This window comes from Massilia sp. UYP34, from assembly GCF_056279385.1.
In genome coordinates this window covers 480,257-493,847 of the sequence record NZ_JBWBRF010000001.1, presented here as the reverse complement: position 1 = coordinate 493,847, position 13,591 = coordinate 480,257, and the positions used below count along the sequence as shown (strand labels likewise).

Below are 13,591 nucleotides of genomic sequence, written 5' to 3'. Positions count from 1 at the left end.
ATGAGCTTTCTGACGCTTGACCTGAATCTGCTGCGCGTATTCGACGCGGTGATGACCGAGCAAAACCTGACCCGCGCCGCCGGCCACCTGGCGATGACCCAGCCCGCGGTGTCGAATGCGATCAAGCGACTACGAGAAAGCCTGGGCGACGAGCTTTTGATCCGCACCGCCTATGGCGTCAAGCCGACCCCGCGCGCCGAAGCCCTGTGGCCGGCCGTGCGCCAGGCCCTGGCGGCGCTGGAAGCGGCGGTGATGCCCGAGACCTTCGACGTCTCCAAGGCCCAGGCGACCTTCCGCATGGCGATGGCCGACGCCACCGCCGCGCTGTGGCTGCCATCCCTGATGCGCTCGATCGAAAGCGAGGCGCCGGGCGTGAACATCCGCATGGTGCCGCTGACCACGCGCGAACCGCGTCCGATGTTATTGCGCGGAGACATCGACCTGGCGGTCGGCTTCTTCCCCGGCGTCGCGGCCCAGCTGTCGTACGAAACCGGCTCACCAATCCGCCACGAGCGCCTGTACTCCGGCGTCTATGTGTGCGTGATGCGCAAGGACCATCCGCTGGCCAAGGAAAAGCTCGATCTCGACACCTATTGCAAGGCCAATCACTTGCTGGTGAGCTTCTCCGGCCGTGCCCATGGCCTGGTCGACGAGGCGCTGGCCCAGGTCGGCCGCGAACGCCGCATCCTCTTGACAGTGAACCAGTTCTTCACGGCGGGCAGGGTGGTGGCGAACTCGGACCTGATCACCGTGCTGCCAAAGCACTTACTGGTGTCGACCGGCATGACCGATCTGCTGATCTGGAAAGAACTGCCGTTCCAGCTGCCGGCGGTCCACCTCGACATGCTGTGGCACGAACGCGACGGCCGCAGCCCGGCCCACCGCTGGTTGCGCAAGAACCTGGAAGGGTCGGCGGAAAGCGCCACCAAAGCCGGCATCCGCAAGATCGTCTGACAACGCCAGCTACAGTATCTGTACCGGTGAATTGTTTCACGTGAAACAAAACGGCCAGGCAAATGCCTGGCCGTTTTACATTGCCACACTGCCTGATGATCAGCGGATCGGCAGCTTGGTCGTATTCTTGACTTCTTCCATCACCGCATACGTGTGCGTCTCGCGCACGCCCTTTTGCAGCAGCGTCTTGCCCAGGAATTCGCGGTAGGCCGCCATGTCCTTCACGCGCGCCTTGACCAGATAGTCGAAGCCGCCGGCCACCATATGACATTCCAGCACCTCGGGAATCATCTGCACGCTCTGCTTGAACGCATCGAAGACCTCGGGCGTGGTGCGGTCGAGCACGACCTCGATGAAGACCAGCAGCGACACGTCGAGCAGTTGCGGATTGAGCTGGGCCGTGTAGCCCATGATGTAACCCGATTCATGCAGCTTGCGCACGCGCTCGAGGCAGGCAGCCGGCGACAGGTTGACCCGCGCCGCCAGCTCCACATTGCTGATGCGGCCATCATTCTGCAGCTCGGCGAGGATCTTCTTGCTGATCTTGTCCAACATCGGGAGTCTCCCGTTAATTTTATTCGGTCAGATTGTCGCATCAAAAACTATCTATTGCTAGTCTGGATTAAAAACAGAATAAATCCAGAAGAAATCCTTCTACAATCGAATCATTTCCACCGACGTTCAAACCGCGCCGACCACCATCCGTGGGACGGCGCTTTTGCTGTGCGGTGCCCTCCGTTGTGACATTTTCTTTTGACTAGATAGCCATGCAGATCGCTGCTTCCCCGGCCTCCACCTTCGTTCCCTTCGACGCCCTCCACGCTGAAATCAGGGGCGTGCAGTCGCCCCTGCGCGCCGCCATCACCGCCGCCTACCGCCGCGATGAAGCCGAGGCCGTGCAGTGGTTGCTGGCCCAGGGCGCCACGCCCGGCGCCGACGCCCAGCCGCTGGCGCATCGCCTGGTGTCGAGCGTGCGCGAAAAGCGCACCCGCGCCTCGGGCGTCGACGCGCTGATGCACGAATTCTCGCTGTCGTCGGAAGAAGGCGTGGCCCTGATGTGCCTGGCCGAAGCGCTGCTGCGCATCCCGGACAGCGAAACCGCCGACCGCCTGATCGCCGACAAGATCAGCCGTGGCGACTGGCGCAAGCACCTGGGCGAATCGCCGTCGCTGTTCGTCAATGCCGCGACCTGGGGCCTGCTCATCACCGGCAAGCTGGTCTCGACCAATAGCGAGCAGGGTCTCGGTTCGGCGCTCACGCGCATGATCGCGAAGGGCGGCGAACCGCTGATCCGCAAGGGCGTCGACATGGCGATGCGCATGCTGGGCAACCAGTTCGTCACCGGCCAGACCATCGACGAGGCGCTGACGAACAGCCGCGACAACGAAACGCGCGGCTATCGCTATTCGTACGACATGCTGGGCGAGGCGGCGCTGACCGAAAGCGACGCGAAGAACTACTACGCCGCGTACGAAGCCGCCATCCACGCGATCGGCAAGGCCTCCAATGGCCGCGGCATCAAGGAAGGCCCGGGCATTTCGATCAAGCTGTCGGCGCTGCATCCGCGCTACAGCCGCGCGCAATACGCGCGCGTGATGGGCGAGCTGCTGCCGCGCGTGCGCAGCCTGGTCCTGCTGGCCAAGCGCTACGACATCGGCATCAACATCGACGCCGAGGAAGCCGACCGTCTCGAGATCTCGCTCGACATGCTTGAGGCGCTGGCTTTCGACCCCGAGCTGGCCGGCTTCGAAGGCATCGGCCTGGTGGTTCAGGCTTACCAGAAGCGCTGCCCGTTCGTGATCGACTATCTGGTCGACCTGGCCAGGCGCAGCAGCCGCAAGTTCATGGTGCGCCTGGTGAAGGGCGCCTACTGGGACGCCGAGATCAAGCGCGCCCAGGTCGACGGCATGCCCGGCTATCCGGTCTATACGCGCAAGGTCTACACCGACGTGTCCTATCTCACCTGCGCGCGCAAGCTCCTGGCGGCGGCCGACGTGCTGTATCCGCAATTTGCCACCCACAACGCCCACACGCTGTCGGTGATCTACACCTGGGCCAGGCAAGACAACGTCAGCAACTACGAGTTCCAGTGCCTGCACGGCATGGGCGAGACGCTGTACGACCAGGTCGTGGGCAGCAAGAACCTGGGCAAGGCATGCCGCATCTATGCGCCGGTCGGCTCGCACGAAACCCTGCTGGCCTACCTGGTGCGCCGCCTGCTGGAAAACGGCGCCAACTCTTCGTTCGTGAACCAGATCGTCGACGAGAACGTGGCGATCGAGACGCTGCTCACCGATCCGTTCGACGTCGCGCGCGCCAGCGGCGGCAAGCCCCATCCGGCGATCGCGCTGCCGCTCGACCTGTTCGGCGCCGAGCGCAAGAATTCGGCGGGCATCGACCTGGTCAACGAAGACGTGCTGGCCAGGCTCGCCACTGGCCTCGCCCAGCAGCGCGAGTACCTCGCCGGCCCGCTGATCGCCGGCTCGAGCGACGCCGGCGCGCCCGCCAACGTGGTCAACCCCGCGGTGTCGAGCGATATCGTCGGCCAGGTGAGCGAAGCGTCGCGCAGCGACGTCGAAACCGCCCTGGGCGCCGCCAGCGCCTTCGCCGGCGAATGGGCCGCCACCGCCACCCATGAACGCGCCGCCATCCTCGATCGCACCGCCGATCTGTTCGAGCAGCACGGCGTCGAGCTGATGGCCCTGGCGGTGCGCGAAGCCGGTAAATCGCTGCCGAACGCGATCGCCGAACTGCGCGAAGCGGTCGACTTCCTGCGCTACTACGCGGTGCAGATCCGTGGTTCGGCCAAGGCCGAAGCGCTCGGTCCGGTCAGCTGCATCAGCCCCTGGAACTTCCCGCTGGCGATCTTCACCGGCCAGGTGGCGGCTGCCCTCGCGGCCGGCAACGTGGTGCTGGCCAAGCCGGCCGAGCAGACCCCGTTGATCGCCTACCGCGCGGTGCAACTGTTCCTCGAGGCGGGCACCCCGCGCGCCGCGCTGCAGCTGCTGCCGGGCCGCGGCGAAGTGGTCGGCGCCGCCCTGACGGCGGACGGCCGCATCAAGGGCGTGATCTTCACCGGTTCGACCGAGGTCGCCCAGCTGATCAACCGCACCCTGGCCAAGCGCGCCGAGAAGGAAGGCATCGACATCCCGCTGGTGGCCGAAACCGGCGGCCAGAACGCGCTGATCGTCGACTCTTCGGCGCTGCCGGAGCAGGTGGTGCAGGACGTCCTCTCCTCGGCGTTCGACTCGGCCGGCCAGCGCTGCTCGGCGCTGCGCGTGCTGTTCCTGCAGGAAGACATCGCCGACAAGACCATCAAGATGCTCGAGGGCGCGATGCAGGAGCTGCGCGTGGGCAGCCCGGACCGCCTGGCGACCGACATCGGCCCGGTGATCGACGCCGAGGCCCAGCGCAACCTGCTGGCCCACATCGAGCGCACCAAAGCCACCGCGCGCAGCCACTTCGCGCTCGCGCTGCCGGCGTCGGTGCTTGGTGCCGGCACCTTCGTGCCGCCGACCGTGCTCGAAATCGGGTCGCTGGCCGAACTCAAGCAGGAAGTCTTCGGCCCGGTGCTGCACATCGTGCGCTACCGCCGCGCCGAGCTGCCCTCGGTGATCGATGCGATCAACGCCACCGGCTATGGCCTGACCCTGGGCGTGCATTCGCGCATCGATGAAACCATCGACACCATCGTCAGCCGCGCCCACGTCGGCAATATCTACGTCAACCGCAACATCGTCGGCGCGGTGGTCGGCGTGCAGCCGTTCGGCGGCGAAGGCAAGTCGGGCACCGGTCCCAAGGCCGGCGGCCCGCTCTACCTGAAACGCCTGCAGCGCGGCGCGGCGCCCCTGATGGAGCACGTGCGCCAGCCTGACGCGGCATTGGCAGCCCTGATCGGCTGGCTGCGCGCCAATGGCCAGCAGCCGGTGGCCGCGCTGGCCGAACGTTACGCGCGCACCTCGCTCAATGGCGTGTCGATGGACCTGCCCGGCCCGACCGGCGAAAGCAACCGCCTGTCGTTCACGCCGCGCGGCGCCGTGCTGTGCGCGCCCGCCACCTCGGCGGGCCTGCTCAATCAGCTGGCGGCGGCGCTGGCCACCGGCAACCGCGCGCTGGTGCTGGCGCCGACGCCGGACGCGATTCCAGCCAACCTGCCGGCGGCGGTGAAGGAACGCGTGCGCTTCGTGGGCAAGGAAGAAATCGACGCGGCCGACGTCGCGATCGCGCTGGTCGAAACGGGCCTGGCCGGCCTGCTGCGCACCCAGCTGGCGGCGCGGCCGGGCGCGATCGTGGGCATCGTCGACACCGACGCCCTGGTTCCGGTGGACCTGTGGCGCCTGGTCGCCGAGCGCGCGGTCTGCGTCAACACGACGGCGGCTGGCGGCAACGCAAGCCTGATGACCCTGGGCCTGTAAGAATCGTCATCATGTGGGTGGGCGGTTTTTCCGCCCATGCATCCAACGGTAGGGTCGGCGGCTTCGCCGCCGACGCGTTCAACGAACAGAAAATCAGCACGAGAATCAGCAGGAGAACCACCAGCAAGAACCACCCACAACAGGAGACAACCATGCTTGTAGGCGTTCCGAAGGAAATCAAGAACCACGAATACCGGGTAGGCCTCACGCCCGCATCGGTGCACGAACTGGTGGCGCGCGGCCATCAGGTGATCGTCCAGCAAGGCGCGGGCCGTGACATCGGCCTCGACGACGCGCACTACACCGCGGCCGGCGCCGCCATCGCCGACAGCGCCAGTGAAGTCTTCGCGCGCGCCGACATGATCGTCAAGGTCAAGGAACCGCAGCCGGCCGAATGCGCGATGCTGCGCGAAGGCCAGATACTCTATACCTACCTCCACCTGGCTCCGGATCCGGAGCAAACCGCAGCCCTGGTCAAGTCGGGCGCCGTCTGCATTGCCTATGAAACGATCACCGGCCCGGGCGGCGGCTTGCCCCTGCTGGCGCCGATGAGCGAAGTCGCGGGACGCATGTCGATCCAGGCCGGCGCCGCCCATCTCGAGAAATCGCGGGGCGGCATGGGCCTGCTGCTGGGCGGCGTGCCTGGCGTGGCGGCCGGCCACGTCGTCATCATCGGCGCCGGCGTCGTCGGCGCCAATGCGCTGCAGATGGCGGTCGGCACGGGCGCGCGCGTCACGGTGCTCGACAAGAACGTCGACCGGCTGCGCCAGCTCGACCTGGTGTTCGGCAACCGCATCTCGACCCTGTATTCGAACACCCATGCGCTCGAGGAAGCGGTCCTTGGCGCCGACCTGGTGATCGGCGGCGTGCTGGTGCCGGGCGCCGCGGCGCCGAAGCTGGTCACGCGCGACATGGTGGCGCGCATGAAGAAGGGCGCGGTGGTCGTCGACGTGGCGATCGACCAGGGCGGCTGTTTCGAGACCTCGCGCCCGACGACGCACGCCGATCCGACCTTCCTGGTCGATGGCGTGGTCCACTACTGCGTCGCGAACATGCCGGGCGCCGTGGCGCGCACCTCGACGTTCGCCCTGAACAACGCCACCATCGGCCATGCCCTGGCGCTGGCGAACAAGGGCTGGCGGCGCGCGCTGGCGGACGACGTCCATCTGCGCCATGGCCTGAACGTCTGCCAGGGCAAGGTGACCTTCGAGGCCGTCGCCCAGGCGCTCGGCTACGACTACATCCCGGCCGAGTCGCTCCTGGGCTGAAGCGGCGCTTCCACGAACTGCCGGCAAAGGCGCCGGGTGATGTGGAAAGCATATTGCGCGGCCACCGACTTCACGAAGCGCATGAAGTCGTGGGCCGCGTTTTCATTGGCATCGTCCGATACCGCGCGGATGACGGCGAACGGCACGTCCAGTTCGTGACACACCTGAGCCACCGCGGCGCCTTCCATTTCCACCGCCACCAGCCCGGGCAGGGCGCTGTTCAACGCATCGATGCGCAGGCGGTCATTGACGAACTGGTCGCCGCTGGCAATCAGGCCGCGATGCACGCGCGGCTGCACCAGGCCGAACGCCTGTCGCTCGGTCTCGGAGATCGTCTGCAGGAAGTCGCATTCCAGGAAGGCATGGGCGGCGCCCGACAGTCGCAACGACAGCTGCTGATCTGGCTGGAAATGCGTCCGGCCCGTGAGCGGCACCTCGAAGCGCGGGAACAGGGGGCTCGCGTCCATGTCGTGCTGGACCAGCGATTCGGCCACCACGATGTCGCCGACACGGATCGTCTTGTCCCCGGCGCCGGCCACGCCCGTGAAGAGGATGTGCGTAACTCCGAACTTTTCCACAAGCGTTGTCGCCGTCATGGCAGCGGCAACCTTGCCAATACGCGATAAAACGCACACAGCGTCGATTTCCCACAGTCGCCCGACCCAGAACGCGCGCTCGCCGTGGATGAGCTTGGCGGGCCCTTCCATGGCTTCCACGAGCCCTGCCTGTTCTTCGTGCAAGGCGCTGATGATCCCTAGACGCATGTTTTCTTGATAAGTAGATGGGGAGAGACGTTGTGCAGCTTACAGGCCATTCAGATCGGCAACTGTGCATAAGGGACGGATTGTACACAGCTTCCATCGCTTTCAGTCCTTCAATTGCAACGATATTGGTTCTTGCTGGACGAGGTGAATGGCCTGTCCTGGAAGACGCTTTTTTTTGCCTGCGCTGTGTTTGCTTATTTAATTAAGAGATATGTATACAAGGTTGATAGTAGTAGGTAAACGTGACGTTCTCTGTGGATAAGACAGGTTTACTCCACAGTATCAACGGTTTACGGCGTCGTATACAGGATGGACAAGGCTTGCGTGTGGCTTGCACGGTTTTGGGACAACAAATCGGCAATCGCAAATATGGCCTGTTCTGCACATCTGATGCTGTGGATATGCAGCGGCTTTTCCACAGCCCGGATCCTGTTTTTACGGTTCTGCAGGCTTGGCGGTGGTCTTGCTGCCTGGACTGCGGCGGCAGGCACCGGTGCGTTCACGGTGACCAGGTGCGCGTGCATACCGATTTTTTTGCATGCATTGGGTCGCGTGCGGCAACGAGGGGCGGCTGGAAGCGCTGAAGGCGCGACTTTTCTATATTGTTGTATCTAAAGGCTTGTATACAAAATGATAGTAGTAGTAAACGCACGCCTCTCTGTGGATAAGAACAATTCTTTCCACAACATCAGTGGTTTACGGTCGAGTAAAGCGGTGGGAAAACACTTGTGCTGGCGCTGTAGGAAAGTTGGATAGAAATTGCTTGTCTGCATAAGACAGGGGTTTCTGCACATTCCATCCTGTGGATATGCCTGCGGTTTTCCACAGCGGCCAGATGATTGAAGACGGTTGTCAGTCTGCGAGCTGCGCGCGGAGCGCACTGTCGAGATGGCTGGCAGCGTCGGTAGGCAGAATCGCTCTTCGCGGATTTACCACGATCGGGCAAAATTTTTTTTTAAAAAAGCTCGTCAGGTTTACAACCAAGATCTGTATACAAGAATGATAGTAGTAGTTAACGGTGGCAGGTCTCTGTGGATAAGCCGATTAATGATCGATAAATCAGGGGTGTAGATCAAGGATAAGCCCGTGCACTGGTGAGAAAACTGCTTGGTGGCAAATCTGGACAAGATTTTTGCCTGTGCAAAAAAGAGGAGTTTTGCACAAACGATACCTGTGGATATCAAGTAGCTTATCCACAGATGGGCTCTGGACAGGCGTTTACGTTCTGGTAAGCTGCTTCACATCGAGTCGGGCATCGAACCGTGCATCGACAGAGATGCGGCGAAACGAGGCACGTCGTATCGCTGTCCCAGGGTCACTGGCTCGAGACATGCATGACATCACTGCCGGTGTGGGCCCGGCAGCCGTGTTCCTCCATGGCGTTCCGGAATGCCGATGCGGTTTGGTGTGAGATCTCTGCCCTGGCCGCGGTGGGTGGTTCGCGTCGCCGCTCCCGACCTGCGCGGCACCGGCGAGACCGGGATGCCGCACGACGTCAGCGCTGGCGCCGTCAACTGCGTGCTCGCTTGTGTACTGCAGCGCCTGGATGCGCAGTCCCAGCCGCCTCGCCATTGAGCGCAATTCATTGGGCGTGCGTTCGAAGGCAGCGGTTTCGCCGGTATGACTCGCGCCGGAAAAGAGCTCGAGCGGCAAGGGCTGAACGGGAAGGGCTGAGCCGCGCTGGACGAGCTTGCTTGCCGTAAAATATTGGCTCTGCACTTCGCCCGAAAGTCTCCCATGATCGATGTAGTGTGGCTCGGCGGCGCCGCCTTTGCCGCCGGCCTGGTCGATGCCGTTGTCGGTGGCGGCGGCCTGATCCAGCTTCCTGCCATGTTCTCCCTGTTGCCGAGAGAAGCGCCGGCAACCATCCTGGGCACCAACAAGCTCGCAGCGATTTTCGGCACCGGTTCGGCCGCCGCCAGTTACGCGCGCCGGGTGCGGGTCGCGTGGAGCACCGCGGCGCCGGCAGCCATCGCCGCGTTTGCCCTGTCCTTCGCCGGCGCCTGGACCGTGACCCGGGTGCCGGCCGATTTCGTGCGCGCACTGCTGCCGTTCGTGCTGGTGGCAGTCGCCGTGTATACGTTCATGAAGAAGGATCTCGGCGCGGTGCACGCGCCGATGCATAGCGGCATGGCCGAGCGCTACTGGGCGATCGGCATCGGCGCCGCCATCGGTTTTTACGATGGTTTTTTCGGACCGGGCACCGGCAGCTTCTTGCTGTTCCTGTTCGTCCGCTTCTTCGGCTTCGATTTCCTGAGCGCGTCAGCTGCGGCCAAGGTCGTCAATGTCGCCTGCAATCTGTCGGCGCTGATGTGGTTCGGCTACAGCGGCCATCTGTTGTGGCAACTGGGTCTGCTGATGGCGGGATGCCAGATCGCCGGTTCCCTGATCGGCACCAGGCTGGCCTTGAAGCATGGAAGCGGTTTTGTGCGCAAGCTGTTCCTGCTCGTGGTGTCGGCGCTGATTGTAAAGACAGCCTACGATTCGTTCACAAAGTTGGGTTGGTAAGACTGTTCCACGTGGAACATCCAAGCCGGGGTCTGCCCCGGTTTTTTTTGCCGTGTTCCACGTGAAACACATTGGCAAGAACTACCGGCCAAGGTTTCACGTGAAACAAAATCTGTCGTTTTCAGACCCATGCAGAGTCCAGCAAGAAAAAAGAATCTATAATCGCGCATCGTCTCCTCGCTCCACACCCCATCATGCTATTTCCTACTGAATTCGACGTCATCGTCGTCGGCGGCGGCCATGCCGGCACCGAGGCGGCACTCGCGTCCGCACGCACCGGTCAAAAGACCCTGCTGCTGACCCACAATATCGAAACCCTTGGCGCCATGTCGTGCAATCCGTCGATCGGCGGTATCGGCAAGGGTCACCTGGTCAAGGAAGTCGACGCCCTCGGCGGCGCCATGGCCATCGCGACCGACGAGGCGGGCATCCAGTTCCGCATCCTGAACTCGTCCAAGGGCCCGGCCGTGCGCGCCACCCGCGCCCAGGCCGACCGCGTGCTGTACAAGGCGGCGATCCGCTCGCGCCTGGAAAACCAGCCGAACCTGTGGCTATTCCAGCAGGCGGTGGACGACCTGATGGTGGAGGGTGACCGCGTGGTCGGCGCCGTCACCCAGGTGGGCGTCAAGTTCCGTGCCCGCGCCGTGGTGCTCACCGCCGGCACGTTCCTGGACGGGAAGATCCACGTCGGCTTGCAGAACTACTCGGGCGGCCGTGCGGGCGACCCGCCGGCGATGTCGCTCTCCGCGCGCCTGAAGGAACTCAAGCTGCCGCAGGGGCGCCTCAAGACGGGCACGCCGCCGCGCATCGACGGCCGCAGCATCGACTTCTCGGTGCTGACCGAACAGCCGGGCGACCTTGATCCGGTTCCGGTGTTCTCCTATATGGGCAATGTGGCGATGCATCCGCGCCAGGTGCCGTGCTGGGTGACGCATACCAACGAGCGTACCCACGACATCATCCGCGCTGGCCTGGACCGCAGCCCGATGTACACCGGCGTCATCGAAGGCGTCGGCCCGCGCTACTGCCCGTCGATCGAGGACAAGATCCACCGCTTCGCCTCGAAAGAGTCGCACCAGATCTTCCTCGAGCCGGAAGGCTTGACCACCAACGAGTTCTACCCCAACGGGATCTCGACCAGCCTGCCGTTCGACGTACAGCTGGCGCTGGTGCGCTCGATGCGCGGCATGGAGAACGCCTTCATCCTGCGTCCCGGCTATGCGATCGAATACGACTACTTCGACCCGCGCGGCCTGAAGGCGTCGCTCGAGACGAAGGCGATCAAGGGCCTGTTCTTCGCCGGCCAGATCAACGGCACCACCGGCTACGAAGAAGCCGCCGCCCAGGGTCTGCTGGCGGGCCTGAACGCCGCGCTGCAGACCCAGGGAAAGGATGCCTGGACGCCGGGCCGCTCCGAAGCCTACCTGGGCGTGCTGGTCGACGACCTCACCACGCAGGGCGTCGCCGAGCCCTATCGCATGTTCACCAGCCGCGCCGAATACCGCCTGTCGCTGCGCGAGGACAATGCCGACATGCGCCTGACCGAGATCGGCCGCCAGCTGGGCATCGTCGACGACGCGCGCTGGCAGGCGTTCGAGATCAAGCGCGAATCCGTCGCCCGTGAACTGGAACGCCTGAAAGCAACTTGGGTCAACCCGCGCATCCTGGCCGCGGCCGAATCGGAACGCGTGGTGGGGCAGGCGCTCGAACGCGAGTACAACCTGGCCGACCTGCTGAGAAGGCCGGGCGTCGCGTACGACACCCTGATGACGATGCAGGGCAGCGAGGGCCAGCCGCTGGCCGGCCCCGGCGTCGCGGATCCGGCCGTGAAGGAACAGGTGGAGATCCAGCTCAAGTATTCGGGCTACATCGATCGCCAGGCACGTGAAGTCGAGCGGCACGACCACTACGAAAACCTGAAGCTGCCCGAAAACCTGAATTACCTCGAGATTGCGGCCCTGTCGTTCGAGGTGCGCCAGAAGCTCGACAAGCAGCGGCCCGAAACCCTGGGCCAGGCGTCGCGCATCTCGGGCGTCACCCCGGCGGCGATCTCGCTGCTGCTGGTGCACCTGAAGAAACGCGGCGCCAAGGGTTTTGCGCCGACCACGTCGGAGGCGGCGCAATGAGGTATGCGTTCGACCGCGATGCACTGGCCAGGGTGCTGGCCGACGGCGTCGCCGAGATGGGCCTGGACGTGACGCCAGAACAGCAGGGCAGGCTGATGGCCTACCTGCAGCTGATGCACAAATGGAATGCGGTGTACAACCTGACGTCGCTGCGCGACCCGGCGCAGATGGTGACCCACCACCTGCTCGACTCGCTGGCCGCGCTGCCGGCATTCAAACACGCGCACAACGTGCTGGACGTGGGCGCGGGGGGCGGATTGCCGGGCATCGTGCTGGCCATCACGCGGCCCGCCATGAAAGTGGCGATGATCGACACCGTGCACAAGAAAACCGCCTTCCTCACGCAAGTGAAGGCCGAACTGGGCCTGGCCAACGTGACGGTGCACACGATGAAGGTGCAAGACCTGGTCGTGAGCGATAAATTCGATGTCATCACCTCGCGCGCCTTCGCCGACCTGTCCGATTTCGTCAATTGGTCGGGACACCTGCTGGCACAGGGCGGCAAATTCATCGCCCTGAAAGGCGTAGCGCCGAGCGAGGAACGCGAACGGCTGCCGCGCGACTGGAAAGTGAGCGATTTGCAGCCACTGAACGTGCCAAGGCTGGGGGCGGAGCGCCATCTCGTGTTCATCGAGCGAACTGCTTAAACGATAGTAATCGTAGTAACCGTATAAACCGTATAAATCGTTTATATCGTTTATTCAGTATGAATCATTCAAATGGTTTGTACGGTATGAACGGTATGGCGTCTTGTAGCCGCTTTCAGGAAAGAGAATAGATGGCGAAGATTTTTTGCGTTGCGAACCAGAAGGGTGGGGTAGGCAAGACCACCACCTCCGTCAACCTGTCGGCAGGCCTGGCAAAACTGGACCAGCGCGTGCTGCTGGTCGACCTCGACCCGCAGGGCAATGCGACCATGGGCGCCGGCATCAACAAGGCGGCGCTCGAATCGTCGATCTATCAGGTGCTGCTGGGCGAGTCGGACGTGCCTGGCGCCCGCGTGCGCTCCGAGGCGGGGCGCTTCGACGTGCTGCCCGCCAACCGCGAGCTGGCCGGCGCCGAAGTCGAGATGGTGTCGCTCGAGAACCGCGAGCGGCGCCTCAAGGACGCGCTGGCCGCGGTCGACGCCGACTACGACTTCATCCTGATCGATTGCCCGCCCGCGCTGTCGCTGCTCACGCTCAATGGCCTGTGCGCCGCGCATGGCGTGATCATCCCGATGCAGTGCGAATACTACGCGCTCGAGGGCCTGTCGGACCTGGTCAACACGATCAAGAAGGTGCACGCCAACCTGAACACCGACCTCAAGATCATCGGCCTGTTGCGGGTGATGTTCGACCCGCGCATGACCCTGTCGCAGCAGGTGTCGAGCCAGCTCGAGCAACACTTCGGCGACAAAGTGTTCAAGACCATTATCCCGCGCAACGTCCGCCTGGCCGAAGCGCCGTCCTACGGCATCCCCGGCGTGACCTTCGATCCCGCGTCGAAAGGCGCGCAGGCCTACATCGCCTTCGGCGCAGAAATGGTCCAGCGCATCAAGACCATGTAATCATCAA

At 63.8% G+C, this 13,591-nt stretch carries 10 protein-coding genes; 7 read left to right on the top strand and 3 right to left on the bottom strand.

Features of this window, described 5'->3' with window-relative positions; genetic code table 11:
* On the top strand, positions 1-954 hold the full coding sequence (locus tag ACZ9AQ_RS02190; RefSeq protein WP_429201078.1) for a LysR family transcriptional regulator: 954 nt from the start codon (positions 1-3) through the stop codon (positions 952-954).
* 99 nt (positions 955-1,053) lie between these two features.
* On the opposite strand, the gene ACZ9AQ_RS02185 is transcribed toward ACZ9AQ_RS02190, so the two are convergent.
* Positions 1,054-1,509 (bottom strand): Lrp/AsnC ligand binding domain-containing protein, encoded by a 456-nt coding sequence (locus tag ACZ9AQ_RS02185; RefSeq protein WP_005664065.1) that lies wholly within the window; start codon positions 1,507-1,509, stop codon positions 1,054-1,056.
* Positions 1,510-1,721: 212 nt separating this feature from the next.
* Between ACZ9AQ_RS02185 and putA the strand changes: the two genes are divergently transcribed.
* Positions 1,722-5,369 carry a trifunctional transcriptional regulator/proline dehydrogenase/L-glutamate gamma-semialdehyde dehydrogenase gene (gene putA, locus ACZ9AQ_RS02180; protein ID WP_429201080.1) on the top strand — a complete coding sequence of 1,216 codons (3,648 nt, stop codon included), beginning with the start codon at positions 1,722-1,724 and terminating at the stop codon, positions 5,367-5,369.
* A gap of 152 nt (positions 5,370-5,521) precedes the next feature.
* The gene (ald, locus tag ACZ9AQ_RS02175; RefSeq protein WP_429201081.1) at positions 5,522-6,637 is read left to right on the top strand and encodes an alanine dehydrogenase; all 1,116 of its coding nucleotides are present in this window, start codon (positions 5,522-5,524) and stop codon (positions 6,635-6,637) included.
* Here the strand turns inward: ald and ACZ9AQ_RS02170 are convergent.
* Entirely contained in the window at positions 6,607-7,401 is a 795-nt protein-coding gene (locus ACZ9AQ_RS02170; RefSeq protein ID WP_429201082.1) for a 5'-methylthioadenosine/adenosylhomocysteine nucleosidase, read from the bottom strand. The two genes, ald and ACZ9AQ_RS02170, sit on opposite strands and share 31 nt — an antisense overlap.
* A 290-nt stretch (positions 7,402-7,691) precedes the next feature.
* On the bottom strand, positions 7,692-7,925 hold the full coding sequence (locus ACZ9AQ_RS02165) for a hypothetical protein (RefSeq protein WP_429201083.1): 234 nt from the start codon (positions 7,923-7,925) through the stop codon (positions 7,692-7,694).
* A 1,213-nt stretch (positions 7,926-9,138) separates the two neighbouring features.
* On the opposite strand from ACZ9AQ_RS02165, the gene ACZ9AQ_RS02160 reads away from it, so the two are divergent.
* From ACZ9AQ_RS02160 to ACZ9AQ_RS02145, 4 genes are all read left to right on the top strand, one after another.
* A complete protein-coding gene (locus ACZ9AQ_RS02160; protein ID WP_429201085.1) occupies positions 9,139-9,909 on the top strand; it encodes a sulfite exporter TauE/SafE family protein in 771 nt (256 codons plus the stop codon).
* A gap of 194 nt (positions 9,910-10,103) precedes the next feature.
* Positions 10,104-12,035 (top strand): tRNA uridine-5-carboxymethylaminomethyl(34) synthesis enzyme MnmG, encoded by a 1,932-nt coding sequence (gene mnmG / locus ACZ9AQ_RS02155; protein ID WP_429201087.1) that lies wholly within the window; start codon positions 10,104-10,106, stop codon positions 12,033-12,035.
* The gene (gene rsmG, locus ACZ9AQ_RS02150) at positions 12,032-12,682 is read left to right on the top strand and encodes a 16S rRNA (guanine(527)-N(7))-methyltransferase RsmG (protein WP_429201089.1); all 651 of its coding nucleotides are present in this window, start codon (positions 12,032-12,034) and stop codon (positions 12,680-12,682) included. The genes mnmG and rsmG overlap by 4 nt, the downstream gene beginning before the upstream one ends.
* A gap of 131 nt (positions 12,683-12,813) precedes the next feature.
* Entirely contained in the window at positions 12,814-13,584 is a 771-nt protein-coding gene (locus ACZ9AQ_RS02145; protein WP_429201091.1) for a ParA family protein, read from the top strand.
* Positions 13,585-13,591: the final 7 nt, after the last annotated feature.

Coding starts and splice junctions, on each gene's coding strand:
- ACZ9AQ_RS02160 (WP_429201085.1), top strand. CDS start 9,139: ATGATCGATGTAGTGTGGCTCGGCGGCGCCGCCTTTGCCGCCGGCCTG.
- ACZ9AQ_RS02170 (WP_429201082.1), bottom strand. CDS start 7,401: ATGCGTCTAGGGATCATCAGCGCCTTGCACGAAGAACAGGCAGGGCTC.
- mnmG (WP_429201087.1), top strand. CDS start 10,104: ATGCTATTTCCTACTGAATTCGACGTCATCGTCGTCGGCGGCGGCCAT.
- ACZ9AQ_RS02165 (WP_429201083.1), bottom strand. CDS start 7,925: ATGCACGCGCACCTGGTCACCGTGAACGCACCGGTGCCTGCCGCCGCA.
- ACZ9AQ_RS02190 (WP_429201078.1), top strand. CDS start 1: ATGAGCTTTCTGACGCTTGACCTGAATCTGCTGCGCGTATTCGACGCG.
- ACZ9AQ_RS02185 (WP_005664065.1), bottom strand. CDS start 1,509: ATGTTGGACAAGATCAGCAAGAAGATCCTCGCCGAGCTGCAGAATGAT.
- ACZ9AQ_RS02145 (WP_429201091.1), top strand. CDS start 12,814: ATGGCGAAGATTTTTTGCGTTGCGAACCAGAAGGGTGGGGTAGGCAAG.
- putA (WP_429201080.1), top strand. CDS start 1,722: ATGCAGATCGCTGCTTCCCCGGCCTCCACCTTCGTTCCCTTCGACGCC.
- ald (WP_429201081.1), top strand. CDS start 5,522: ATGCTTGTAGGCGTTCCGAAGGAAATCAAGAACCACGAATACCGGGTA.
- rsmG (WP_429201089.1), top strand. CDS start 12,032: ATGAGGTATGCGTTCGACCGCGATGCACTGGCCAGGGTGCTGGCCGAC.